At 65.2% G+C, this 25,309-nt stretch carries 21 protein-coding genes; 6 read left to right on the plus strand and 15 right to left on the minus strand.

Translation table 11 applies throughout. The features are described 5' to 3' along the window. Positions 1-14: 14 nt before the first annotated feature. Positions 15-536 (plus strand): molybdenum cofactor guanylyltransferase, encoded by a 522-nt coding sequence (gene mobA / locus V473_RS12800; RefSeq protein WP_066604642.1) that lies wholly within the window; start codon positions 15-17, stop codon positions 534-536. A 17-nt stretch (positions 537-553) separates the two neighbouring features. Here the strand turns inward: mobA and cobA are convergent, their stop codons facing one another. From cobA to V473_RS12855, 11 genes are all read right to left on the minus strand, one after another. Further along, on the minus strand, positions 554-1,336 hold the full coding sequence (cobA, locus tag V473_RS12805) for a uroporphyrinogen-III C-methyltransferase (protein ID WP_066604645.1): 783 nt from the start codon (positions 1,334-1,336) through the stop codon (positions 554-556). Next, positions 1,323-3,932, minus strand: coding sequence for a nitrate reductase (locus tag V473_RS12810; protein ID WP_066605683.1), 2,610 nt, complete (start codon positions 3,930-3,932; stop codon positions 1,323-1,325). Before V473_RS12810 ends, cobA begins: the two co-directional genes overlap by 14 nt. Next, a complete protein-coding gene (gene nirD, locus V473_RS12815) occupies positions 3,932-4,267 on the minus strand; it encodes a nitrite reductase small subunit NirD (protein WP_066604648.1) in 336 nt (111 codons plus the stop codon). Before nirD ends, V473_RS12810 begins: the two co-directional genes overlap by 1 nt. Before the next feature lie 5 nt (positions 4,268-4,272). Beyond that, positions 4,273-6,762 carry a nitrite reductase large subunit NirB gene (gene nirB / locus V473_RS12820; protein ID WP_148648394.1) on the minus strand — a complete coding sequence of 830 codons (2,490 nt, stop codon included), beginning with the start codon at positions 6,760-6,762 and terminating at the stop codon, positions 4,273-4,275. A gap of 236 nt (positions 6,763-6,998) precedes the next feature. Beyond that, positions 6,999-8,204, minus strand: coding sequence for a hypothetical protein (locus tag V473_RS12825; RefSeq protein ID WP_066604650.1), 1,206 nt, complete (start codon positions 8,202-8,204; stop codon positions 6,999-7,001). A gap of 245 nt (positions 8,205-8,449) precedes the next feature. Then, the gene (locus tag V473_RS12830) at positions 8,450-9,694 is read right to left on the minus strand and encodes a nitrate/nitrite transporter (RefSeq protein WP_066604652.1); all 1,245 of its coding nucleotides are present in this window, start codon (positions 9,692-9,694) and stop codon (positions 8,450-8,452) included. 358 nt (positions 9,695-10,052) lie between these two features. Then, entirely contained in the window at positions 10,053-11,267 is a 1,215-nt protein-coding gene (locus V473_RS12835) for a CmpA/NrtA family ABC transporter substrate-binding protein (protein WP_066604655.1), read from the minus strand. After that, on the minus strand, positions 11,264-11,848 hold the full coding sequence (locus V473_RS12840) for an ANTAR domain-containing response regulator (protein WP_066604659.1): 585 nt from the start codon (positions 11,846-11,848) through the stop codon (positions 11,264-11,266). The genes V473_RS12835 and V473_RS12840 overlap by 4 nt, the downstream gene beginning before the upstream one ends. A gap of 88 nt (positions 11,849-11,936) precedes the next feature. After that, on the minus strand, positions 11,937-13,466 hold the full coding sequence (locus tag V473_RS12845; RefSeq protein WP_066604662.1) for a DHA2 family efflux MFS transporter permease subunit: 1,530 nt from the start codon (positions 13,464-13,466) through the stop codon (positions 11,937-11,939). A 21-nt stretch (positions 13,467-13,487) separates the two neighbouring features. Beyond that, a complete protein-coding gene (locus V473_RS12850) occupies positions 13,488-14,639 on the minus strand; it encodes an EmrA/EmrK family multidrug efflux transporter periplasmic adaptor subunit (RefSeq protein ID WP_066604664.1) in 1,152 nt (383 codons plus the stop codon). After that, a complete protein-coding gene (locus V473_RS12855) occupies positions 14,632-16,146 on the minus strand; it encodes an efflux transporter outer membrane subunit (protein WP_066604670.1) in 1,515 nt (504 codons plus the stop codon). Before V473_RS12855 ends, V473_RS12850 begins: the two co-directional genes overlap by 8 nt. Positions 16,147-16,235: 89 nt before the next feature. Here V473_RS12855 and V473_RS12860 point away from each other — a divergent pair, with 89 nt between their 5' ends. Both V473_RS12860 and V473_RS12865 read left to right on the plus strand, forming a co-directional pair. Continuing rightward, entirely contained in the window at positions 16,236-16,874 is a 639-nt protein-coding gene (locus V473_RS12860; protein ID WP_066604672.1) for a TetR/AcrR family transcriptional regulator, read from the plus strand. 113 nt (positions 16,875-16,987) lie between these two features. Next, positions 16,988-17,611: a response regulator transcription factor gene (locus V473_RS12865; protein ID WP_066604675.1), complete on the plus strand. Its 624-nt coding sequence runs from the start codon at positions 16,988-16,990 to the stop codon at positions 17,609-17,611. Here V473_RS12865 and V473_RS12870 read toward each other — a convergent pair. Genes V473_RS12870 through argH form a run of 4 tightly spaced genes read right to left on the minus strand, consistent with a single transcriptional unit; the run spans position 17,602 to position 21,274 of the window. Further along, positions 17,602-18,366 (minus strand): precorrin-2 dehydrogenase/sirohydrochlorin ferrochelatase family protein, encoded by a 765-nt coding sequence (locus tag V473_RS12870; protein WP_066604678.1) that lies wholly within the window; start codon positions 18,364-18,366, stop codon positions 17,602-17,604. The two genes, V473_RS12865 and V473_RS12870, sit on opposite strands and share 10 nt — an antisense overlap. Beyond that, entirely contained in the window at positions 18,366-19,631 is a 1,266-nt protein-coding gene (gene lysA / locus V473_RS12875; protein ID WP_066604679.1) for a diaminopimelate decarboxylase, read from the minus strand. The genes V473_RS12870 and lysA overlap by 1 nt, the downstream gene beginning before the upstream one ends. A gap of 18 nt (positions 19,632-19,649) precedes the next feature. Beyond that, complete coding sequence (locus V473_RS12880; RefSeq protein ID WP_066604682.1) at positions 19,650-19,907, minus strand: argininosuccinate lyase; 258 nt, start codon at positions 19,905-19,907, stop codon at positions 19,650-19,652. Continuing rightward, positions 19,907-21,274, minus strand: a complete 1,368-nt coding sequence (gene argH / locus V473_RS12885) for an argininosuccinate lyase (protein ID WP_066604684.1) — start codon at positions 21,272-21,274, stop codon at positions 19,907-19,909. Before argH ends, V473_RS12880 begins: the two co-directional genes overlap by 1 nt. A gap of 43 nt (positions 21,275-21,317) precedes the next feature. Here argH and V473_RS12890 point away from each other — a divergent pair, with 43 nt between their 5' ends. From V473_RS12890 to V473_RS12900, 3 genes are all read left to right on the plus strand, one after another. Then, a complete protein-coding gene (locus V473_RS12890) occupies positions 21,318-21,914 on the plus strand; it encodes a TlpA family protein disulfide reductase (RefSeq protein ID WP_066604692.1) in 597 nt (198 codons plus the stop codon). Positions 21,915-22,164: 250 nt separating this feature from the next. Next, positions 22,165-24,735, plus strand: coding sequence for a TonB-dependent receptor plug domain-containing protein (locus V473_RS12895; protein ID WP_066604694.1), 2,571 nt, complete (start codon positions 22,165-22,167; stop codon positions 24,733-24,735). Between the two features lie 76 nt (positions 24,736-24,811). Next, positions 24,812-25,294, plus strand: a complete 483-nt coding sequence (locus tag V473_RS12900; protein ID WP_066604697.1) for a RidA family protein — start codon at positions 24,812-24,814, stop codon at positions 25,292-25,294. Positions 25,295-25,309: the final 15 nt, after the last annotated feature.

Here is a 25,309-nt window from a genome sequence, read left to right on the forward strand (position 1 = left end):
TCAAGGGAGCGGCGATGGACGAGACAAGGATATTGGGAGCCGTGCTGGCGGGTGGACGCGCCACGCGCTTTGGCAGCGACAAGGCGCTGGCCCGCATGGCCGACGGCCGCACCCTGATCGACCATGCGGTGGCGGGCCTCGCCCCCCATGTGGCGGCGGTCGTCATCTGCGGGCGGGAAGGCGGCCTGCCCGATCGCCCCGCGTCCGACATGGGACCGCTCGGCGGATTGAACGCCGCGCTCCATCATGCGCTGGACTATGGCTTTGCGGGCGTGCTGACCACCGGCTGCGACATGCCCTTCTATCCCGCAGCCCTGCCCGCCGCCCTGATCGGCGAAAGCGCCGCCATCCTCAAAGGCCAGCAACTGCTCGGCTGGTGGCCCGCCACGCTCGCATCCGAACTGGACGCCCATCTGGCGGAGGAGAATAATCGGTCAATATATGGCTGGATCGACCGCGCAAACGCGCGCGTGGTGGAAATACCGGGCCTGGTCCTCCCCAACATCAACCGGCCGGAGGATCTGGCGGGTCTATAGCCCGTGTTCCCGCAATTTCAGACCGCCAGCACCTCACCCACCGCCATATCCGCAACCACCGGCGTCCCCGCCACCGCCTCGCCGATCAGCAGCAAGGTCGGATCGTCATCGCTGATCGTCTGCACCAGAAACGCCAGCGCCGACAGCTTCCCCCGGATCAGCCGCTCGCTGGGCAGCGACACATTGACCGCCACCATCACCGGCGTCTCCGGGTTGCGCCCCGCCGCGATCAGCGACCGGCCAATCTCGCCCGCCGCCGCACGCCCCATATAGATGCCCAGCGTCCCGCCCGGCCGCGCCAGCGCTTCCCAGTCCAGCTTCAGCGGCTCGCCCGCCTTGAGATGCGCCGTCACCAAAGTCAGCCCCCGCGCCACGCCCCGCAAGGTCAATGACGCACTCCCGCTCGCCGCCGCCGCGCTCGCCGTGGTGATGCCGGGGCAGATATGGAAACGCACCCCCGCCGCGCCCAAATGCGCCATCTCCTCGGCCGACCGGCCGAATACCGACGGATCGCCGCCCTTCAACCGCACCACCCGCCGGCCCGCCTGCGCCGCCACCAGCAACAGGTCGTTGATGCTGCCCTGCTGCTTGCTATGCCGGCCGGACCGCTTGCCCACGCTCACCTGCTCCACGCCTTGCGGGATCAGGTCCAGGACGCCCGGCCCCACCAGCGCATCGTAAAACACGATATCGGCCGCTGCGATCAGCTTCTCCGCCTTGCGGGTCAGCAGGTCCGGGTCGCCCGGCCCCGCGCCGACCAGCCACACCTCACCGGGCGCAATCATCTCATTCGGCTGCATGAAGCGTCTCCTGACGGGTCTCTTTCAATAGATTGGCGAGCGCGGGCCGGCACGACCCGCAATTGGTGCCCGCGCCGATCGCCTTGCCGATGGCCGGCACATCCAACAACTGCTGCTCGCGGATCGCCGCGACGATCTGGTTCAGGCCGATGTCGAAACAGACGCAGATGGTCGCGCCCTTGTCCGGCTGGCTGCCCGGCCCGCGCGCGGCCAACACCGATGCGCCCACACCCTCGACCGACAATTGCCCGATCAGCCAGTCGCGCGACGGCAGCAGGCCGGTGCGGGTGATGAACAGCACGCCCGCCAGCTTGCCTTCACGGATGATGGCCACCCGCCGCGTGCCCCGCGTCTGGTCGATCGCCTCGACCCGCTCACCCTTGGGCAGGCACGCTTCCAACCGCGCGGCATCGCCATTGCCCGCTACTTCGTAGAGCGCGCCGCCCGGCACGCTGATCTTGGTGGACCAAAGGCAGGGTAGCTTCACTGGCTCCTGGCCCCGCAGGATCAGGAAGCCTTTCCATTCGGTCGCGACCCGCTCGACGCTGGCCGGCGTCGATTTGAAACCCGGCTGACCCGAATGGGGATCGACCAGCGGCCGGGGCAAAAGGCCGGTGCGCCCGCCGCTCGACACCTGGTCGGTCCAATGGATCGGCGTGAAAATCTCGCCGACCCGCTGTCCTTGGCTCAACATCACGCGAAACAGGCTGCTCCCCTGCGCCGTCTGCACCTGCGCCAGATCGCGATCGCCTATCCCCAACGCCTGTGCATCGCGCGGATGGATCTCGACCAGCGGCTCCTCGCGATGCCGCGCCAGCTTGGGCGCCAGGCCGGTGCGCGTCATCGTATGCCACTGGTCGCGATAGCGGCCGGTGTTCAGCGTCATCGGCCAGTCTTTGAGCGGCGCTTGCACCTCCATCTGCTTTGTCAGCACCAGCCGCGCCTTGCCGTCGGGGGTCGGAAAACGCCCGTCGGCAAAGGGCGTGTCGCCCCAGCGGAACGGCTCCATCGCGTCATAGGCGTCATTGCCGATCGTCGCCCACGCCCGCAGGTTCAACAGCCGTGCCCCGTCATTCTGATAGGCGGTCAACCGCGCATGTTCGCGCCAGATATCGGCGGGCCGGTCATAGGCGAAGGCATTGCGCCACCCCATGCGCCGCGCAACCTGCGTCACAATCCACCAGTCCGGCTGCGCCTCGCCCGGCAATGTCAGGAAGGGCCGCTGGCGGCTGATCGTGCGGTCACTGTTGGTGACGGTGCCGTCCTTCTCCCCCCATCCGGCGGCGGGCAGGCGGACGTCGGCATGAACGCTGGTGTCGGTATCGGCGATGATGTCCGACACCACGACGAAGGGGCATGTTTCCAGCGCCTCACGCACGCGCCCCGCATCGGGCAGCGACACGGCGGGGTTGGTCGCCATCACCCACAGCGCCTTGATCCGCCCTTCGCCGATAGCGCGGAACAGGTCCACCGCCTTCAACCCCGGCTTGGTCGCCATCGTCGGCGCGGCCCAAAAACGGCCGACGCGCGCGACATTGTCGGCCGCGAAATCCATATGCGCCGCCAATGTGGACGCCAGCCCGCCGACCTCGCGCCCACCCATGGCGTTGGGCTGGCCGGTGATGGAGAAGGGCGCTGCGCCCGGCTTGCCGATGCGGCCAGTGGCCAGATGGACGTTGATGATCGCATTGACCTGGTCGGTGCCACGGATCGACTGGTTGATGCCCTGGCTGAACAGGGTGACCGTGCGGGGCGTCGCGGCGAACAGCCGGAAAAACTGCTCCAGCAGCGCGGGCGCAATGTCGCAGGTTTTCGCCGTCGTCCACAGGTCGTGGCCGGTGCCGATATGATCCCAGAAGCCGTCGGGCGCGGTCACGCTATCGCCCAGAAACGCCGGATCGGTCATCCCCTCGGCCACGCACCAGGCGAGCAGGCCGTTCATCAGCGCGACGTCGGCGCCCGGCTTCACCGCCAGATGCAGGTCCGCGTCCTCGCAGGTTTCGGTGCGTCGCGGATCGATCACGACCAGCTTCGCGCCACGCGCCGCGCGCGCCGCCTGGATGCGCTGATACACGATCGGATGGCACCAGGCGGTGTTGGACCCGACCAGCACGATCAGATCGGCTTCGTCCAGATCGTCATAGCTGGCGGGCACGATGTCTTCGCCAAATGCCCGGTTATGCCCCGCCACCGCGCTCGACATGCAAAGGCGGCTGTTGGTGTCGATGTTGGCCGAACCGATGAAGCCTTTCATCAGCTTGTTGGCGACATAATAATCCTCGGTCAGCAATTGGCCGGAGACATAGAAGGCGACGCTGTCCGGCCCATGCCGCGCGATCGTCTCGCGAAACTTCTTCGCGACCAGGTCCAGCGCCTTGTCCCAACTCGCCCGCCTGCTGCCCACCATTGGATGCAGCAGGCGCCCGGTCAGCCCCACCGTCTCGCCCAGATGCGTGCCCTTGGAGCAGAGCCGCCCGGCATTGGCCGGATGCGCCGCATCCCCGTTGATGACGACCGATCGCGGCCCGGTCGGCATGGCCGATATGCCGCAGCCGACACCGCAATAGGCGCAGGTGGTGCGGATCGGCTCCGCCATCAGGCCGCCGCCTGCATCGCGACAGGCCGCGCGATCCATATCCGCCCGCCTTCTTCCTTGACCGCGATGGTCGGCGTGCAGCCCTCGTCCGCGCCCTGCGCCTCGCCGGTCTGGAGCGCGATATTCCAGTTATGCAGCGGGCAGGCGACGCTATGGCCATGGACGATGCCCTGGCTCAGTGGCCCCTTTTTGTGCGGACATTCATTGACCAGCGCGAACACCTGGTCGTCGCCGGTGCGAAACACCGCGATCTCCTTTTCGCCGCCGATCTGCACCGTCCGCGCGCCGCGCTGGGGAATGTCGGCCAGGGTGCCGATGTCGATCCAATCCGTCATATGATTCACTCCGCCGCGATGGAGATGGGGTCGAGATGCTGGTGCAGGTCGCTATTGGCGCCCGCGGCGCGCTGCGCCCAGGGATCATCCTGCATGAACTGCTGCGAAAACAGGAACCGCGCGCGCAGCGCCTCGCGACCGGCTTCATCCTCCACGATCCGCTGCTTGACATACTCCACGCCGACCCGCTCGATCCACGGCGCGGTCCGCTCCAGATAGCGGGCCTCTTCGCGGTAAAGCTGGGTGAAGGCGGCGCAATAATCGAGCGCCTCCTGCTCGGTCGGCACCTTGCACAGCAGGTCGGTGACGCGGACATGGATGCCGCCATTGCCGCCGACATGCAGCTCATAGCCGCTGTCCACGCACACGATGCCGAAATCCTTGATCGTGGCTTCCGCGCAATTGCGGGGGCAGCCCGACACCGCGATCTTGAACTTGTGCGGCATCCACGACCCCCAGGTCATCCGCTCGGTCTTGACGCCAAGGCCGGTCGAATCCTGCGTGCCGAAACGACACCATTCGCTCCCCACGCAGGTCTTCACCGTGCGCAGCGACTTGCCATAGGCATGGCCCGACACCATCCCCGCCGCGTTCAGGTCCGCCCAGACGGCGGGCAAATCCTCCTTCTTGATCCCGAATATGTCGAGCCGCTGCCCGCCAGTGACCTTGACCATCGGCGCGTCATATTTCTCGACCACATCGGCGATCGCGCGCAATTCGCGTGGGTTGGTCAGGCCGCCCCACATGCGCGGCACGACCGAATAGGTGCCGTCCTTCTGGATATTGGCGTGCATCCGCTCATTGACGAAGCGGCTCTGCTGGTCGTCGACATAGACGCCCGGCAACGCGCAAAGCAGATAGTAATTCAGCGCCGGGCGACAGGACGAACAGCCGTCGGGCGTGGACCAATGCAGTTTCTGCATCACTTCGGGGATCGACCGCATATCCTGCGCCACGATCTCCCGCCGCACATCATCATGACCAAAGCTGGTGCATTTGCACATCGTCTTGGGGCCGGACTGGACGTCATCGCCCAGCACCACCGCCAGCAGATTTTCGACCAAGCCGGTGCAACTGCCGCAGCTCGCCGACGCCTTGCACCCCGTCCGCACCGCGTCCAGGCTGCATGCGCCCTGTTCGATGCAGGCGACGACCTGGCCCTTGGAAACGCCGTTGCAGCCGCAAATCTCGGCATCGTCCGAGAGCGCCGCAACGGCCGACTTAGGGTCCAGCGCGCCCCCTCCCTGGGCGAAAGCCTGACCGAAGATCAGCAGGTCGCGCATCTCGGCGACATTTTCGCCGCGCTTCAGCAGGTCGAAATACCAGCCGCCATCGGCCGTATCGCCATAGAGGACCGCGCCGATGACCTTGTCATCCTTCACCACGACCCGCTTATACACCCCGCGCGATGCATCGCGCAGGACGATATCCTCGCACCCCTCGCCGCCCGCAAAATCACCGGCGGAAAAGACATCCAGCCCCGCGACCTTCAGCTTGGTCGATGTGACCGAACCCTTATAGCCTGTATGCTGGTCGGTCAGCCCGTCGGCCAGGCTGCGGCACATGTCCCACAGCGGCGCGACCAGGCCATAGACATTGCCGTCATGCTCGACGCACTCGCCAACCGCCAGCACGTCCGCATCGCTGGTGACCATATGGTCATCGACCTTGATGCCGCGATTGACCTCCAGCCCCGCTTCGCGCGCCAGCGCGGTCGCGGGACGGATGCCCACCGCCATGACGACCAGACTGGCGGGAATTTCGCGGCCATCCTTCAACCGGACGCCCTCGACCTTGCCTTCACCATAAATTTCGGCGGTATTGGCCCCGGTCAGGATGGTCTGGCCCCGCCCTTCCAGCGCGCTCTTGAGCAGCCAGCCGGCCGCTTCATCCAACTGTCGCTCCATCAGCGTGTCCATCAGGTGGATGACCGTCACCTTCATCCCGCGCAGCGTCAGGCCATGCGCCGCCTCCAGCCCCAGCAACCCGCCGCCGATCACCACCGCGTTCCCGCCCTTCCCGGCGGCTGCGACCATGGTGTCGACGTCCTTCATGTCGCGGAAGCTGATGACGCCTGGCAGATCCTTGCCCGGCACCGGGATGATGAACGGATCGGAACCGGTCGCGATCAACAGCTTGTCATAATGCACCGTCCGGCCGCTTTGCGCGGTCACGCTCTTGGTCGCCCGGTCGATCGCCGTCACCGGATCGCCCGCGATCAGCGCGATGCCGTTATCGTCATACCAGGCGCGATCGTTGATGACGATGTCGTCAAACGTCTTCTCGCCCGCCAGCACGGGCGACAGCATGATGCGATTATAATTCACATAAGGCTCTGCGCCGAAGATGGTGACGCGATAGCGCGCGCCGTCCCGCGCCAGCAGTTCTTCGACCGCGCGGCACCCGGCCATGCCGTTGCCGACCACGACCAGATGTTCGCGCACATCGTCCATCGGCACCAGCATCTGGTCATCGCCGCCCGCCACCGGCGCCATTGCGGCCTGCGTCTCGATCTGAAATTCCATCCCCGTCGCTCCAGAAAAAACAAAAAGCCGCCATCCTGACCCCCGGTAAGAACCGAAAGTCAGGATGGCGGCTTTGCCATCATATGGGCCTTGTCGATCCGTCTCTGGACCGCCGCAGCTATGTGAGAAGGACATCCTTGTCCCTTGCAGTGCAGCATATGGGGAATCGCTCGATCACTCAAGCGATTCCTCTCATGGATTTTCAATCAGATGGCCCAATCGGCCTGCAACCACAGCTTGTCGGTGTCCGTCGCCATCGCCTTCGCGTCATAATGGGCATAGCGGACCGACAAAGCGGTCTTCTTCACCTTCGCGGATGCGATGAGGTTCCACTCATTGCCATAATGCAGGTCCAGCCGGTCGCTGTCGAACCGGTGCCATGTCGCCGCCAGCGCCACGCCCGTCATCGGCCCCACCTGTTTCCAGCCATAGCCGCCACCGACATACAGGTCGCGCACGCCATTGGCGGGCGTGACCAGGAACTTGTCGGCCCAGCCCTGGAATTTGAAATTGGTGCCCAGCGGCGTCTGGAAACTGGTCAAAGCCGCCCCGCTGCTGGCGCCCAGCACTTCATAACCAGCGTTCAGCTTCCATCCCCTGACGTCGAGCGTGGCGTCCGCCAGCCAGTAATCCGCGCTATAATTGTTGGGATTGCGATGATGGTCGGACTGGCGCGCATAACTGAACTGATAGCTCAGCTTGGCGACCTTGGAGAGCGGCCGCGATCCCGCCAGCCGCACGCCATAGGTCTGACTGGACATGCGAAACCCCTGCATCGCGGCTTCATCCTGATCCACCATATAGCCAAAGCCGGTCAGCGTGCCGACGGGCGTTACATAGGACAGGTTGGCCAGGATATTGTCCCCGCGCACCGCCTGCTGCCGCGCGCCCTTGCCCTGGAAACCCCATATCGTGCGCACGCTCCACGCATAGGCGACGTCCAGCTTCAACCCCTTGGCCGGCGCCCATTCGGCGCGCACCGCGTCGAACGTCTGCGCATTGTCGCGAAAGGCGACATTGCCCACGAACCGTTCGTCATCCAATGCGATCTTCTGTCGTCCGCCAGTCAGCGTCACCGCCTTGGTCTTGTACTGCAACTGCGCGATATAGAGCGCGATATTCTCCGGATCGGCCACTATCGGCCGGGTCGCCGCGCCATTCACCCCGTCATAATAGCGGTCGATGAGCGCCAGCGTCCCCTGCCCCACAACGCTCGCGGACAGCGCGCCGCTAGTGGCGATCAACCCGGCGCGGGCGCGCATGGTCAGGGCGTCGGCGTCTTGTGGCAGGCCATCCTGATCGACATGCTCATAGCGCAACCGCGCTTCGGCGACGGGTTTCAAACTAATCTCTTGGGCGTAAGTTGGCCCTGCGACGGCCAGCACGGCCGCCGATGCGATGATCTTTTTCATGGGAAATCGTCCCCCCTCGGACGAAGATACGGATCTAATCCCGTTCGCCCGAGCGATGTCGAAGGGCTCTGCTGAGCGGAGGCGAAGCTGCTTCGCTGCGCTCAGTGAGAGACTTCGACTTCGCTCGGCCCGAACGATGTTAACTTTGGGGCGGCAGCCTTTCATCGTCGCATCGCTGGTGCGGAAAACCGGGTCCCACTTTTCCGCGCGATGCTTGACGATGGGCCGCCGCCTCTCCTACTCTTTTAGATGCGGGCGCCCGTGGTCCAGGTCGCGCGCCACTTGGCCTTGACCAGCATCAGGCCCAGCAAGGCCACCACCGCCAGCCCGGCGAAGATCAGAAAGCCCGATGCGAAGCTGCCGGTGAACTGCTTGGCGATCCCCAGCGAACTGGCGAGGTAGAAGCCGCCGATACCGCCGGCCATGCCGACCAGGCCGGTCATCACGCCGATTTCCGCCTGGAACCGCTGCGGCACTAGCTGGAAGACCGATCCGTTGCCGGTGCCCAGCGCCAGCATGGCGAGGACGAACAGGCCCAGCGCGCCAACCAATGTGGTGGCAAAGGCCACCCCGGCCAGCGCCAGCGCCGCGACGATCAACACCATGGTCAGCGTCTTCACGCCGCCGATCTTGTCGGCCAGCGCGCCGCCCATCGGCCGCACCAGCGATCCGGCGAACACGCATCCCGCGGTGCAATAGCCCGCGATGATCGGGGTCAGGCCGAACTGGTCGGTGAAGTAGATCGGCAGGCTCGCGGCCAGGCCGACGAAACCGCCGAACGTCACCGAATAAAAGCCCATCAGCCACCAGGCGTCAGCCTGCTTCAATGGCTCGAAATAGTCGACCAGCTTCTTGGCCGGGGGCGCGTTGGGCGCGTCCTTCGCCATCAGCATATAGGCCACGAACACGATCGTCAGCGGAATGCAGGCCAGGCCCAGCACCGCGTTCCAGCCGAAAATCTTGGCCAGCATCGGCGCGAACAGCGACGCCAGCACCGTGCCCGAATTGCCCATGCCAGCCAGGCCCATGGCCTTGCCCTGATGCTCCGGCGGATACCAGCGGCTCGCCAGCGGCAGCGCGATCGCGAAACTCGCGCCCGCAAAGCCCAGGATGACGCCCAGCGCCAATGTGCCGCCAAAGCTGTTCACGCCCATCATCCAGGCGGTGAACAAGCCAAGGATCACAATGATCTGGCTGATCGCGCCCGACAGTTTCGGGCCTATCCGATCGACCAGCAGGCCGTTGACCACGCGCAGCAGCGCGCCGGCCAGCGTCGGCACCGCGACCATCAGGCCCTTTTCGGCCGGGGTCAGCATCAGCGTCTTGGAAATCATGGGCGCAAGCGGCCCCAACAACACCCACACCATGAAGGCGAGGTCGAAATACAGGAATGCGGCGATCAAGGTCGGCGTGTGGCCGGCCTTCCAGAAACTTGTCGCGGGTGCGGCCGGTGCGGCCTCTCCATCACGATCCCAATAAGCGGTTGCCATGCTACGTCCCCCAATAAACGGAAATGGACACGAAAAAAGCCGCAGGCCGGACGTTACCTTGGCGGTAAATCCGGTCAGCGGCTTTGCTGCGAATATGGATGAGGATGGCGATCCCACCCTTGGGACGGCGCATCCTTGTCAGCGCACTTCGTCGTGCGACCCTTATGGTATCTCGCGATTCGCATCATGTTGCAAGGCACAAAATGGGAGGACGAACCGCCCCCCTATTGCCGTTCGCCCTGAGCCTGTGGAAGGGTCGCTCTTTCTTCTTGTCTTATAAAGAGAAAGTGTAGGATTCGACAGGGGCAGCCCGACCGGATTATTTTTTGCCGGATCGATTTTGCGCGATCCGCCCGCCTCATCGCCCCGGCGCAAATCCCGCCAGATAATCCTCGATCTTCTCCGGGTCGAACACCCGCCCGTCGAAGAATCGGTCCGGCCCCAGCGTCAATTCGCCCCGGCGCGATCCCACCGCAAGCGGCAGGTCGACCGCGCCTTCCAGTTTCATGCTGGCGCCCGGCATGGCAACGTCGCTGTTGGCCAGCGCCCGGCGATAGACGTCCGGCCGGAACACCGCGCCCGCCTTGGCCGCCGCAGCGGCGTCGTGCTCGACCATGTTCCACCGCACCAGCTGCGAATAGATCCACAACGCCTGGCTGCGCCAGGGAAAGGGCGTGGCTTCCCGGCTGAACAGCATGAAGTCGGAATTGGCCACCGGTGCTTCGCCCGCCCGCGCCACCATCTGCCCGGAAAGCGCCCGCGCGATCAGGTCCGCCGGCTGATCGACATAGCGCGGCCGCGCCAGCAGTTCCGCCAACGTGGCATGATTGCCGCTATCGTCGCACCAGGCCGCCGCCCGCGCCAGTGCGCGCAGCAGCCGGTCGACGATGTCGGGATTCTCCTCCAGCCACGGCTCGCGGAAGGCCAGAACCTTCTCCACGCCGCGCCGCCAGATGCGCTCGCCCACCGCCACCGTCTCGGCCAGCCCCGCCTCCACCGCGGCGCTGCCCCAGGGTTCGCCCGCGATGAAGCCGTCAATCTCGCCCGCGCGCATCGCCTCCACCGTCAGCGACGGCGGCAGCACGCGCAACACCACATCTTTGTCGGGGTCGATCCCCGCGCTCGCCAGCCAGTAACGCAGCATCAGGCTATGGCTGGAAAAGCGATGCACGACACCGATCATCGGCTTGCGCCGCCACAGGCCGATCGCCGCGGCGAAATCATGCGCGGTGCCCAGCGGATCGGCGACCCGCCGCGCCACGTCCGGCTCCAGCGCGGCGGCGAAATCGCGGGCCATCACCAGCATATTGCCGTTGACGTTCAGCTTGTAGGGCGCGGCCAGCGCGGCGGGCTGCTGGCTCAGGCCCAGCGTCACCGCCACGGCCAGCGGCGCGAGCATCTGCGCGGCATGGACCTGGCCATAGACCAGCCGGTCGCGCAGCGTCGCCCAGCTGGTCGATCGCACCAGCTCCAGCGCGATCCCCTCTTCTTCCGCAAAGCCCTGCTCGCACGCGGCCACCAGCACGGCGGCGTCGGTCAACGGCAGAAAGGCGATTTTCAGGTCCGTCGTCATAATCCCCCTCCGCCCAACAGCTCGCTCGCGGTGATCAGCGCCTGCGCCACCTCCACGATCTTCTTGCCCTGGTTCATCGCCGCGGACCGCAACAGCGCATAGGCGTCCTGCTCGCTCAGCGATCGCTGGTTCATCAGGATCGACTTGGCCCGGTCGATGATCTTGCGTTCGGACAGCGCGGTGCGCGCCTCGTCCAGTTCGCCCTGGATCTTGGCGAAGGCGTTGAAGCGCCGCACCGCCAGTTCCAGCACCGGCTTCACCCGCTCCTTGCGTAGTCCATCCACGACATAGGCGGACACGCCCGCATCGATCGCCGCGCCGATCATCGCCTCGTCCGACTGGTCCACGAACATCGCGATCGGCCGGGCGAGCGCGCGGCTGACGGTCAGCATTTCCTCCAGCGTGTCGCGGCTGGGGCTGCCCAGGTCCATCAGCACGACATCGGGCGCCATCCGCTCCAGTCGCGCGACGAACGCGCCGCGCGGGGGGACGATATGGATATCGTCATAACCCGCCTCGCGCAGTCCCTCCTCCAGGACGGTCGCGCGCAGCCCGCTGTCATCGATGATGACGATTCGCATCTACCCTTGCCTCTTTTCGCCCCTTCACTGGCCGCGATGCTGCGCCGCGTCAATCGGGCGGCGGATCGCGCTGCGGCCATCCTGACGCTTAGTGTGCGGCGGACGTATCCACATTGCCCCGCGGCTTGGGCGCGATCCACACGATCACCGCCGCTGCGAACAGGATCATAGCCGACATGAAGAAAACATGATCGACCGCCATGACGATCGCCTCCTGCTCGACCAGGTTGGAAATGGTCTGGCGCGCCTGTTCGGAGGAAAAGCCCAGGCTGGACAGCAGGGATTGCGTCTGTTCGGGTTGCAGGACGTCGGCCATATCGTTGCGCGACACGCGCTGGCTGTCGCCCCAACTGGTCAGAACCAGCGACGTCGCGATCGCCGTCGCCATGGTGCGCACGAAATTCTGCAAACCCGCGGCGGATGCGGTTTCGCTGGGCAGCACCGAACCCAGCGTCAGCGTGGTCAGTGGAATGAAGAAAAAGGGCAGAGCGAAGCCCTGGACGAACTGCGGAATGATCATCGTGCCGAAATCGACGCCGCTGGTCCAATGGGCGCGCACCAGCGACATGATGCCGATCCAGGCGACCGCGCCCGAAATCATCAACCGCACATCGACCCGCGATATCATATATCCCGCAATCGGCGCTGTGAACAACGCCGCCATCGCCGTCATCGCGGTAACGATGCCCGCCAGGGTCGCGGTATAGCCCATCGACATCTGCAACCATTGCGGAATGACGACGATGCTCGCGAAATAGGCGCCAAAGCATAGCGCCATGGTGAACAGGCCGGAACTGAAGCCGACATGCCGGAATACCCGCAGATCGACCACCGGATGCTCCTCGGTCAACTCCCATATGACGAAGGCGACGAAGCCGATGACCGCCAACAGCGCCAGCGCCACGATTATCGGATCGGCGAACCAGTCATGGTCGCGGCCGATGTCCAGCATGATCTGCAAACAGCCGATCCAGAACACCAGCAGGAACAGGCCCATCTTGTCGATCGGCACATTGGCCGTCTCCGTCTCCACCGGCTTCAGCAGCGCCTGCGCCGCGAAAATGCACAATACCGCGATCGGCAGGTTGATGAAGAAGATCCAGTGCCAGCTCCAATTGTCGCTGATATAACCGCCCACGATCGGTCCCAACGCCGGTCCCATCAGCGTGGTCATCGCCCACATGCCCATCGCTCTCCCGCGCATTTCCGGCGGAAAAATGCGCATCAGCAGCGTCTGCGACATCGGCATGATCGGCCCGCCGCAAATGCCCTGTCCAATGCGGCAGGCGACCAACATGCCGAGCGTCGATGACAGGCCGCACAGGACGGAAAACAGGCCAAAGCCGATCATCGCCATGGTGAACATGCGCACCACGCCGAAACGCTGCGCCAGCCATCCGGTCAGAGGTACGCAGATCGCCTCCGCAACCGCATAGGATGTGATGATCCAGGTGCCCTGATCCGGCGAAATGCCCAGATTCCCCGCGATATGCGGCACGGAAACATTGGCGATCGTCAAGTCGAGCACGACCATCAGATTGCTCATCGCCAGCACCAGCCCGGCCAGCGTCCGGCTGCGCGGCGAGAGTCGCGAGAAGATATCGTCGTCGCTGCTCATCGCCCGGACATTCCTTTGGTGTTACTTTTCGGACAGGTCGATCTCGACATCCATGGACAGGCCCACGCGCAACGGATGCGCCGCCAGTTCCTTGGGGTCGAGCGCGATGCGCAGCGGCAGGCGCTGCACCACCTTGATCCAGTTGCCCGTCGCGTTCTGCGCCGGGATCAGCGACATGGACGCGCCCGTGCCGCCGGAAAAGCCGACGACCTTGCCATGATAGACGACGTCGCCGCCATACAGGTCCGACGTCACCCTGGCCGGCATCCCGACGGTCACGCCGCGCAGCTGCCGCTCCTTGAAATTGGCGTCGACATAGACCTGGGCGAGCGGCACGATGCTCATGATCGGGCTGCCCTGCGCCACGCGCTGTCCCACCTGCACCTGCCGCTTGGTGACGACGCCGTCGATCGGCGCGCGGATGATCGCCCGGTCCAGGTTCAGCTTCGCCGAATCCAGCTTGGCCTGCGCCGCCATCACCGCCGGGTCGGTATCGACCGTCGATCCGCGCACCAGCGCATCGTTGGCCGCCAATTGCCCGCTGGCCGCGCTGCGCGTCGCCTGTGCGGTCTGCACTCCCGCGCGGGCCAACTCCAATGCCGCGCGAGCGGCGGCATAAGCCTTGCGCGCGCTCGTCACTTCGTCACCCGACACCGCGCCATCGCTCACCAACGCCTCGCGCCGTCGCAGGTCGATCCGCGCCTTGTCGAAATCGGCCTGCGCGCTCGCCAACTGGGCGCGCGCCTGCACGATATCCGCTCCGCGCGCATCCACTTGCGCCGCCAGCGACGTGCTGGTCGCCGCGGTCTGGCGGAACCGCCGCTTGGCTTCGGCCAGGTCGGCCTCCGCCTGCGCCACCGCGATCTGCGCATCGGTCGGGTCCAGCTTCACCAATATGTCGCCGCGCTTGACCTGCTGGGTATCGCTGACCAGCACGTCGATCGCCTGCGCCGACATAAGCGGCGTCACTTGCGCCATTTCGGCGTTCACATAGGCATTGTCGGTGCTGACATGCGTGCGACCGATCAGCAGGTACCAGGCGCCCCACAACAGCCCGCCGACGATGACGACCAGGGCCAGCCGGATCAGCCAGGTCTTGCGCGCCGATTGGCGGCCTTCCTGCTGCATATCATCGCTGTCGGGCGCGGAAGCTTGCGGATTGGCGTCAGCCATGGGGTTGGTCCTTGGACTGGAAGTCGCTGGCGGCGAAACCGCCGCCCAGCGCACGGATGAGGGCGATATCGGTGGAGAAGGCGCTGGCCTCCAGCCCCGCAAGGGACTGGCGCGCGCCAAGCAGCTGGTCCTCGACATTCAGCACGTCGAGATAGGTGGACAGGCCGCCTTTGTAGCGTTTCTGGGCGATGCCATAGGCGTCCTCCGACGCCGCCACCGCCGCGCGGGCGTCAACCAGCCGCTGGTCCAGCGTCTTGCGCATGGTGACGGCGTCGGCGACCTCTTGATAGGCGGCCAGCACGGTCTTGTCATAGGACGCCACCGCCTCGTCATAGGTGGCGCGCGCGCCGCGATACTGGCCCTGCAACGCCCCGCCATGAAAAATCGGCAGGCTGATCGCCGGGCCGACGGTGCCGAACAGCGATCCCTTGTCGAACAGGCTGTTGATGAACGGCTTGGGCGTGCCCGTGGCCGACGTGCCGCTGAAGACCGTATCATAGCCCAGCGATTGGACACCGATCAGGGCGCTCAGCCGCAGCGCCGGAAAGAAGTCGGCATGGGCCACCTTGATCCGCTTGGCCGCCGCTTGCGCGCGCGCCAGCGCGGCGGCGATGTCGGGACGGCGGGCGACCAGATTGGTGGTGACGTCGGCGGGCAGGCCCAGCGGCGCCAGCGCGCCGATCTTGGGCCGGCCAATCGAAAGCCCCCGGTCCGGTCCGGCGCCGATCAGCGCGGCGATCTGATGCTGGCGCAATTCGATCGCCATGGTCGCGGCGGCCAGCTGCGCGCGGGCGGACGATACGGTGGCGTCCGCCTGCCGCACGCTGCCGCGCGTTTCCAGTCCATTGTCGCGCCGGTCCGCCACCAGCTTCTGGCTCGCCATCCGAATGTCGAGCGTGCGCTGCGCGATATCCGCCTCGTCATGCAGCCGCGCCAGGTCGGCATAGGCGTCGGCGATACCCGTCGTCAGCGCCAGCCGCGCCTGCTGCGCGTCGATCCGCGCCGCGCGCGTTTCGGACGTGGCGGCCGCCAGCGCCGCCTTGTTTCGGCCCCACAGGTCGAGATCGAAGCCCATGTCCAGCGCCACGCGCCCGGTGCCCAGCCAACCTTGCGGCACGAAATTCTGGGGCAGTCCCATATTATAGCTTTGCTTGGTCGCGCCGCCGCTCGCATCCAGGTCGACCGACGGCAGCAACGCCGCGCCCGCCTGCTGCGCCATGCCCGCCGCCTTGCGGAAACGGGCGCTGGCGGCGGCGACGTCGGGCGATGCGCGCAGTCCTTCGGCGATCAGCGCGTCAAGCTGCGGATCGCCATAGGCGCTCCACCAGCCATCACCCGGCCAGGCCAAGGGCGCAGCCGCCAGACTGCGGTCCGCCGCGATGGTGGCGGGCGTGCGCAACTCAGGTTTCGCGCCCAGATCGGGGACTGCGGCGCAGGCGGCCAGCAGCAGGATGGAAGAGGCCATGCCGCCCGTTCTGGCGGCCAGGGCAATGCGACTCACGGACATATCAAACCGTACCACCTAGTATGAAAATTGCCATTGCCGCCCCTGCAAAGCCTTGTCAACCGAAATAGCGTACTCTATGGTACGATTTTATGACAGCGCCTGACACGCCCCCGATTCCCTCGCGAAGGGAGGCCCGCCGCCAGGATCGACGCGATGCGATCCTAACGGTGGCGCAGACCTATTTCCTCGAACATGGCTTCGCAGGCACCACCATGTCGGGCATTGCGGCGGAACTGGGCGGGTCGAAGGGCACTTTGTGGAGTCATTTCCCCTCGAAGGAAGCCTTGTTCGCCGCCGTGGTCGAACGCGCGGCCAAGGCCTATCAGGCCCAGTTATCGCAGATTCTGAACGTCGATGAGGCGTTGGAACTGACTTTGCAGCGCGCCTGCCGCAGCCTGATCGAAAAAGTGACCTCGCCCGACGGTAGCGCCCTGCATCGACTGATCGTCGCCCAGGGACGGCGTTTCCCGGAACTCAGCCAGATTTTCTTCGACCTTGCGCCGCAAAATACCCGCCTTTTGCTGGCCGATTTCCTGCATGGCGCGATGATGCGTGGACAGTTGCGACCGGCCGATCCGGTCGACGCCGCACGCGCGCTGCTGTCGCTATCGCTGTCCGGCTGCCACCAACAAATGCTGATCGGCCGGATCGACCGTCCCGCCCCCAATGAAATCGCCGCCGACGCGACCTTCGCCGTTGATATCTTCCTGCGCGCCTATGCGCCCTAGCCGCCCCCCCCGGCCTGATGCCATCGCATTGATCGCATATCGGCACGTTAACCATTTCTTCGGCGGCGCTTCTTATCCTTCCGTCAGGCCAGAATCGGGAAAAGTGGGACGACATGCCGATCTTCAAGCGCAACCGTATCCGCCATGGCGAACTGGAGGGCGCGCCCGAAACCGCGCGATCCCTGCGCCGCCTGCGTCTGCTGTTGGTCGATGAAAATCCCACCGCGCGCGCCGTCGTCGCCCGCCGCCTGTCGCATCTCAATTATGACGTGGCGCTGGCCGAAAACGGCTTCATCGCGCTTAATCTGCTTGTCACTCGGCCGGTCGACATCATCCTGATCGACATGGGCCTGACGATGCTGCCTGCCGTCGCCACGATGCAAAAGATACGCGCCGCCAATCTGGCCGGCAACGCCTGTTTCGTCATGATCGCCGGGCGGCTCGACAGCCAGTCCACGGTGGAGGCGCTGGCCGCCGGAGCCGACGACCATGTCGTCAAACCCTTCGATTTCGATGTGCTCGACGCCCGCCTGCGCCATCTGTGCCAGCGCGCGGAACAGGTCGGCGCGCTCACCCGCCATAATGCCGACCTCGACGCCCGCATCGCCCGCCGCGCGGTGGAACTGGGCGAAACCCGCGAAGCGCTGCGCGAAATGCAGATCGACCGCGCCCGCCTCGTCTCGTCGATCCAGGCGCTGCATGACGAGGTCGAGCGCCTCCACGCCGCTCAGGGCTGATCCATCTCCAGCCACAATGACAGGCCATCCCCAGGATCGGCCGGCGGCGCATCGGCCATGATCCGCGCCGCATCCGCCCGCGCCCGGTCCAATATCGCCGCCGCCACCGCCGGTTGATGATAGACCCGGTCGGCTTCCCCCAACAGCCGCGCCGACCGCAATGTCAGCTCGTCGGGATCGCCCGACAGCAGCCGGATCACCTCCAGCCGCGATGGCGTTTCGGCACCCTCCGCCGCCAGCCAGCCCGGCACGCCATCGGCCGCCCCGTCGCGCAGCGGATCGATCGGCCCGTCAGGGACCAGCCCCGCATCGATCGCCCGCCGCCGCGCACCCGCGTCCGGCCAGCGCGCCCGGATCGCCGCCCGCCCAGCAAACAGCGCCGTCGCCAGGTCGCCCAGCCGCGCCGGCAGCATCGCCTCCAGCCGTTGCCGCAACGCCTTGGCCAGCCCCGCCGACGCCCCGCCCGTGCCGATCGCGATCAACACCGGATCGCGATCCACGATCGCGGGCAGGGTGAAATCGCACAGCTCCGGCATGTCGGTCGCATTGACCAGCACGCCCCGCGCCCGCAGCCGCGCCACGGTCGCCCCGTCGCCATCCGCCACGATCGCGATCCGCGCCGCTACATTATCCTCGCCGACGACGATCGCGCCCGCCCGCTCCAGCAGCCGGCGCTTGGCGTCCGCCGCTTCGCCCTCGCCCGTCAGGATCACTGGCCCGCCCGTCAGCCGCAGAAAGACGGGCAGGCTCTGCATCAGTTGCCGACCCAGTTCGGGATGATATCCGCTTCGATCAGCGCCTCGATCGGCGGCCGCGCGCGCACCACCGCCCATTGGTCGCCCGACACCAGCACTTCGGGCGTTAGCGGACGGCTGTTATAGGTGCCCGCCATCGTCGCGCCATAGGCGCCCGCGGTCATGAACGCGACCAGGTCGCCCGCCTGCACCACATCCATGTCCCGATGCATGGCGAAGGTATCGCCCGTCTCGCACACCGGCCCCACCACATTGGCGGTTTCGCGCGCACCCACCGGCTTCACCGCGCGGATATCATGCCAGGCGTCATACAGGCTCGGCCGCATCAGGTCGTTCATCGCCGCATCGACGATCACGAACGGCGCCTGCGCGCCCTGCTTCACCCGCACCACGCGCGACAGCAACGCTCCCGCATTGCCCACGATCACCCGGCCCGGCTCGAACATCAGCCGCACCGGCCAGCCCTGCGTCACCCGGCACACCATCGCGCCATAGGCGGCGGGGCTGGGCGGCAAAGGCTGGGACGGATCATAGGGTACGCCCAGTCCCCCGCCCAGATCGGCGGTGCGAATGTCATGTCCCGCCGCCCGCAGCTTCTCGATCAGCGCGCCAACCTTGGTGAAGGCCGCCTCCAGCGGGGCCAGGTCGGTCAACTGGCTACCGATATGCACGGCCACGCCCTGCACATCCAGGCCGGGCAGATCACGCGCCGCCGCATAGGATTCAATCGCCCGGTCATAGGGAATACCGAACTTGTTTTCGGATTTTCCGGTCGAAATCTTGGCATGGGTGCCCGCGTCCACATCGGGATTGATGCGATAGGCTACGGCCGCGCGCGTCCCCATCGACAGCGCGACCTCCGACAGCATCTCGGCTTCCGGTTCGCTTTCCAGATTGAACTGGTAGATGCCCTTTTCCAGCGCCAGCCGCATTTCCTGCGCGGTCTTGCCGACGCCGGAAAAGACGATGCGGTCGGCCGGGATGCCCGCCGCGATCGCGCGCAGCAACTCGCCGCCCGACACCACATCCGCGCCCAGCCCCAGCGTCGCCAGCGTCGCCAGCACGGCCGCATTGGGATTGGCCTTCACCGCAAAGGCGATCAGCGGGTTGTCGAGCGCGTTCAGCCCTTCGCGGAACACGCTGACATGGCGCTCCAGCGTCGCGGTGGAATAGACATAGACGGGCGTGCCGACCGCATCGGCGATCACGTCCAGCGGCACCTGCTCCACCTGCATGGCGCCGTTCACATAGTCAAAATGGTCCAACTTTGCGTCCTTAAAAGCTTATTGCGGCCGCTTTTCGGGCGGCAGGTCGAACGGATCGTCGGCCCGCTGCCGCGATTGCGTCAGCAATTCCACATTGCGCTGCGGCCGCGCCTGGATGGATGGCGTCATCAACTCCGTCGATGTCGGCGCCGTCGCCGCTCCCACCGGCACGGCGGCCACATTCTGCCCGGTGACGGGTTTCAACGGCTGCCGCCCTCCGCACCCGGCCAGCACCAGCGCGATCATGGACAGGCCAGCCAGCGTCCGTGTCTTCATCATCCCAGCACCTCTTTGGCTTCGGCGATCCGCGCCCTTACCTGCGACGGCGCGGTGCCGCCATGGCTCTGGCGGCTGGCGACCGACGCATCGACCGTCAACACCGCATAGACCCGCTCGTCGATCCGCGCATCAATGTCTTTGAGCGTCGCGATCGGCAACTGATCCATCGGCACGCCCGCGCTTTCCGCCGCCGCGACCGCGCGCCCGGTGATATGATGCGCCTCGCGGAACGGGATGCCCCCTTCACGCACCAGCCAGTCGGCCAGGTCCGTCGCGGTCGCAAAGCCGCTTTCGGCCAGCCCGCGCATCCGGTCGGTGCGGAACGTCACCGTCCCGACCATGCCGGTCATCGCCGCGATCGACAGCGCCAGCAGGTCATGCGCCTCGAACACCGGCGGCTTGTCGTCCTGCATATCCTTCGAATAGGCGAGCGGCAGCCCCTTCATCGTCACGCACAAAGCGGTCATGCATCCCATGATTCGCCCGGCATGACCGCGCACCAGTTCGGCCGCGTCGGGGTTGCGCTTCTGCGGCATGATCGAACTGCCGGTCGAATAGGCGTCGGGCAATTTCACGAAGCCGAAGGGCTGGCTTGCCCAGATGATGAACTCCTCGGCCAGCCGCGACAGGTGCAGCGACGCCTGCGTCGCCGCCATCAGATAGTCGAGCGCGAAGTCGCGGTCGGATACGCTGTCCAGGCTGTTGTCGGTCGGCTTGGCGAAACCCAGCGCCGTCGCCGTCGCATAACGATCGGTCGGAAAGCCGGTGCCCGCCAGCGCCGCCGCGCCCAGCGGACATTCGTTCAGCCGCGCGCGCGCGTCGGCGAAGCGGCTGCGGTCGCGCCGCACCATCTCATAATAGGCCATCAGATGATGCCCCAGCGTCACCGGCTGCGCCGATTGCAAATGGGTGAAGCCCGGCATCACCGCGTCGGCCTGCTCCTCCGCCCGCGCCACCAGCGCGCGCTGGAGGCCGAGCAAGCCCGCCTCGACCTCGTCGATCGCGTCGCGCACCCACAGGCGGAAATCGGTCGCCACCTGGTCGTTGCGGCTGCGCGCCGTATGCAGCCGCCCCGCGACCGGACCGATCAGGTCGGCCAGCCGCGACTCGGTGACCATATGGATGTCTTCCAGGTCCAGATTGACCGGCACGCCGTTCGCTTCATATTCGGCGGCGATGGTGTCGAGTCCCGCTGCAATCGCGTCCGCATCGGCCTGCGCAACGATGCCCTGTGTGGCGAGCATCGCGACATGCGCCTTGGACCCGGCGATATCCTGTTTCCACAATCGCTTGTCGAAGGGGATGGAGGCATTTATCTCACGCATGATCGATGCCGGGCCGGCGGCGAACCGGCCGCCCCACATGCTGTTGGAGCCTGCTTCCGTGATATCGTCATTCCGCGCGCTAATGATACTGCTCCTGCCTGCCGCTCTGGCGGCTTGCGATAGGCAATCGCCGCCGAAGGAGCAAGCCAATGCCGCCCTCCCCGGTGAGGTTCCCGCCACGTCGGGAGAGGCGACAGGCGGCGCGACGAAGAAGGAGGGCGCCTTCGACTATCGGCTCGACCGCAGCAAGGCGGGCGCCCCCGCCCCCGACTTCGCCTTCCAGAATCCGGACGGCGGCGAAAGGACGCTACAGGATTTCGCCGGCAAGCCGATCCTCGTCAATCTCTGGGCGACCTGGTGCGCGCCCTGCATCGCGGAAATGCCCACGCTCGACCGGATCGCGGCGACATACGGTCCCAAGGGCCTCGCCGTCCTTACCATCTCGCAGGACAATCAGGGACTGAAGGCGGCCAAGCCCTTTTTCGCCAAACATGACCTTCCGCATTTAAAGGGCTGGGCAGACCCGGAAAACCAGCTGGGCTTCCACTATGCCACCGGCCTGCTGCCCACCACCGTCATCTACGATCGACAGGGGAAGGAAATGGTGCGGGTGATCGGCGCGATGGACTGGGAAGGACCGGAGGCGAAGGCCCTGATCGACGCGGCCATGGCGTCCTGACCGGCTGAATGAAACCATAACGAAGCAGAGTCAAAAATCCGCCATGCCAATTGATTGCAAAATGGCGTGGCGGCGATGCACAGTTGTCACTTGCCGATTCGCTGATCCCGGCAATATCCTCGATCGCTTTTGCCATGGAAACAATTGAGAAATATTACGTTTTAGTGCATTTTTTTGCACCGCAATAGAGGATTGCCACAGCCCGTCCGTCATCCCCCTTGTCATCATAATGCAAAAACAGGGGGCATGAATGACGCGACTGTCCGCGCTCAAACTTTCACTTATTCTGGCTTCGTCCTGGTCCGTCTGCGCCATCGCGCAGGACGCGCCGCAGGAACCGCAGACCGATGACGGCGCCGCCATCATCGTCACCGGCACCCGCGCCGTCGGCATGCAGGCGGCCGACAGCGCCGCGCCGGTGCAGGTTTTCAGCCAAGAGGCGCTGAGCCATGTCGGCCAGCCGAACCTCAATCAGGCGCTGACCCAGATGGTCCCGTCCTTCACCGCCCAGACGCAGGGCACCGACATGTCGAATTTTTCGCTGTCGGCTCGCCTGCGCGGCCTCAGCCCCAACCACACGCTGGTCATGGTCAATGGCAAGCGTCGCCACGGTTCGGCCATCCTTCAGGTGATCGCAGGCCCGTTCCAGGGTTCGGCCGCGCCCTCCATCGACCTCATTCCGCCCGACGCCGTGTCGCGCATCGAAGTGCTGCAGGACGGCGCGGCCGCCGTGTACGGCACGGACGCGATTGCGGGCGCCATCAACCTGATCCTGAAAGACCAGTCCGAAGGCGGCACTTTCAAGGTCACCGGCGGCCAATATTATAACAGCGAAGGCGAACTCTTCTCCGCTTCGGGCAATGTCGGCTTCAAACTGGGCGAGGACGGCTATTTCAACCTTACCGCCTTCCATCGCCGCCAAAGCTACACCTCGACCGGCACCGGTCAGGTCACCATGGCCGACATTGACGGCAATCCTTATGTCAATATGGCGGGCACCTATCCCGGACAGTTCGGGTCGACCAACAACTATTATGATCCGGCCTGGGCTGGCCTCGACCTCAACGGCATCAACGGCGGCCAGGCCAAGTCGCAGTTGAACTTGCTCTTCTACAATATGGGCTATGATTTCGGCGGGGTCGAACTCTACAGCTTCGGCGACGTGTCCCGTCGCGTTGGCTATGCCAAACAGGGCTATCGCCCACCCAACCGCATCTGCGCCAGCGCAACGGACCTGTCGACCTGCTTTGGCGACACCGGCACGTTCGGCATGGTGCCGCAGCAGAAGGTGGAACAGAAGGAATATAGTTTCACCGTTGGCGCCAAGGGCGAATTTGGCGAAGGCTGGAACTATGATCTCAGCACCACATACGGCTATGATCAGAACAAGATCTGGACGATCGAATCGGCGCATCGCGCCCTCTGGATCGAATCCTATCAATCCTCTCTGCTGCCGGGTTCGACCGTCACCCCCAACACGGTGACCGACGCCTATGACGGCGGATTCAAGCTGAGCCAGCTGACCAACACGCTCGACATCCGCAAGGAATTCGACGTCGGCATGGCCGCGCCGCTGACCCTCGCCTTTGGCGGCGAATATCGGCGCGACACCTATGAAATCGTGGCCGGCGACTTCGCCGCGACTTACAAGGAAGGCGTCCAGTCCTTCCCCGGCTACAAGGATGTCGATGCGGGCAAGCATAGCCGCAGTTCGAAGGCCGGCTATATCAATCTGATCGCCACCCCAGTCGATGGCTGGACCGTCGATCTGGCGGGCCGCTACGAAGATTATAGCGACTTTGGCGATACCAAGATCGGCAAGATCACGACGCGCTACGACTTCTCGGACGCATTCGCGATTCGCGGCACGGCCAGCACTGGCTTCCGTGCGCCCACGCTCGCCGAATCCTTCTACTCGACCGTCAATGTTGGCCCGACCAGCGCGGTTCTTCAGCTTCCGGCCGGTTCGCCCGCCGCGATGCTGCTGGGCTTCAACGCGCTCAAGCCCGAAAAATCGACCAACTTCTCGGCCGGTATCGTACTGCGGCCGATCCCTCGTCTGGCGATCACCATCGACGGCTATTATATCAAGATCAAGAACCGCATTTCGGCCACCGCGTCGCTGCCGGCCATTCAGGGCGGCCTGCCAGTGGCGGGTGCGGAAGATATATTGGCGGCGATCGCCTCGACCGGCCTTGTGCTGGATACTGGACTGCAAACGCTGGGCGTAGCCAGCTTCACCAACCTGATCGACACCGAAACCTATGGCATCGATTTCGCGGCCCGTTACCCGATCGCACTCGATTTCGGCAAGCTCGACCTGTCGCTGACCGCCAACTACAACAAGACGAAGATCACCGACAACAAGAACCCGACCTTGTTCAGCACCGTTTCGGAAAGCTATATCGAGGATGCGTCGCCTGAATATAAGGTCGTCGCTGGCGTTAACTTCTCCAGCGGTCCCTTCTCTGCCAACCTACGTCAAACCTTCTACGGCAAGACCAGCGTGCTTGTCCGCTCCGCCCTGTCGGCGGCCGCGCTCAATGGCCAGTCGCAGGAACGGGATGGCGTGGTCAAGGCGACCGGGATCACCGATCTGGAAATGGGCTATGATTTCACCGACAATGTGACCTTCTCGATCGGCGCTAACAACCTGTTCGACAAGCGACCTGAAAAGCCCAAACTGCTGACCGGCGTGACCGTACTTCCTGGCCAGTCGCCCTATGAAAATGGGACAACGACCTGGAACTCCTATTACGGCCACGGGGCCTATGGATCGGCGGGCGGCTATTATTACGCGCGCATCGACTTCAAATTCTGATCGAAGTCACGAAGACAAGGGCCGGTTCGCCAAGGACCGGCCCTTTTCCTTGCCATCTTCATATGGGGGATTGTCCATGACAGCGCGTTTCGCCTTCCTGCTGGCCGCCATGGCCGTACCTTCCGCTCATGCCGCTACCGTCGAACATAAGCAGGCGCCCGGCGCCATGATCGCAAGCGCCGCGATCATCCCGCCCGGCAGCACCCTCTATTATCTCTCCGGCGCCACCGGCGCGCCGATCGATCCCAAGGACATGGAAAGCCCGGACGCCTTCGGCGATACCGAAGCGCAGACCCTCTCCATCTTCACCAGGATGAAGGCGCAACTGGCCGACATGGGCCTCACCATGGGCGACGTCGTCAAACTCACCGTCTTTCTGGTCGGCGACCCCAGGCTGGGCGGCAAGATGGACCGCGACGGCATGACCCGCGCGTACAAGAAATTCTTCGGCACGGCCGACCAGCCGAACCTGCCGACGCGCTCCGCCTTCCAGATCGCCGGCCTCGCCCGGCCGCAACAACTGGTCGAGATCGAGGCGATCGCCGCCAAGGCGCCCTGAGCGCGTTCCAATAGG

The organism is Sphingobium cupriresistens LL01 (genome assembly GCF_001046645.1).
Lineage (GTDB): Bacteria > Pseudomonadota > Alphaproteobacteria > Sphingomonadales > Sphingomonadaceae > Sphingobium > Sphingobium cupriresistens.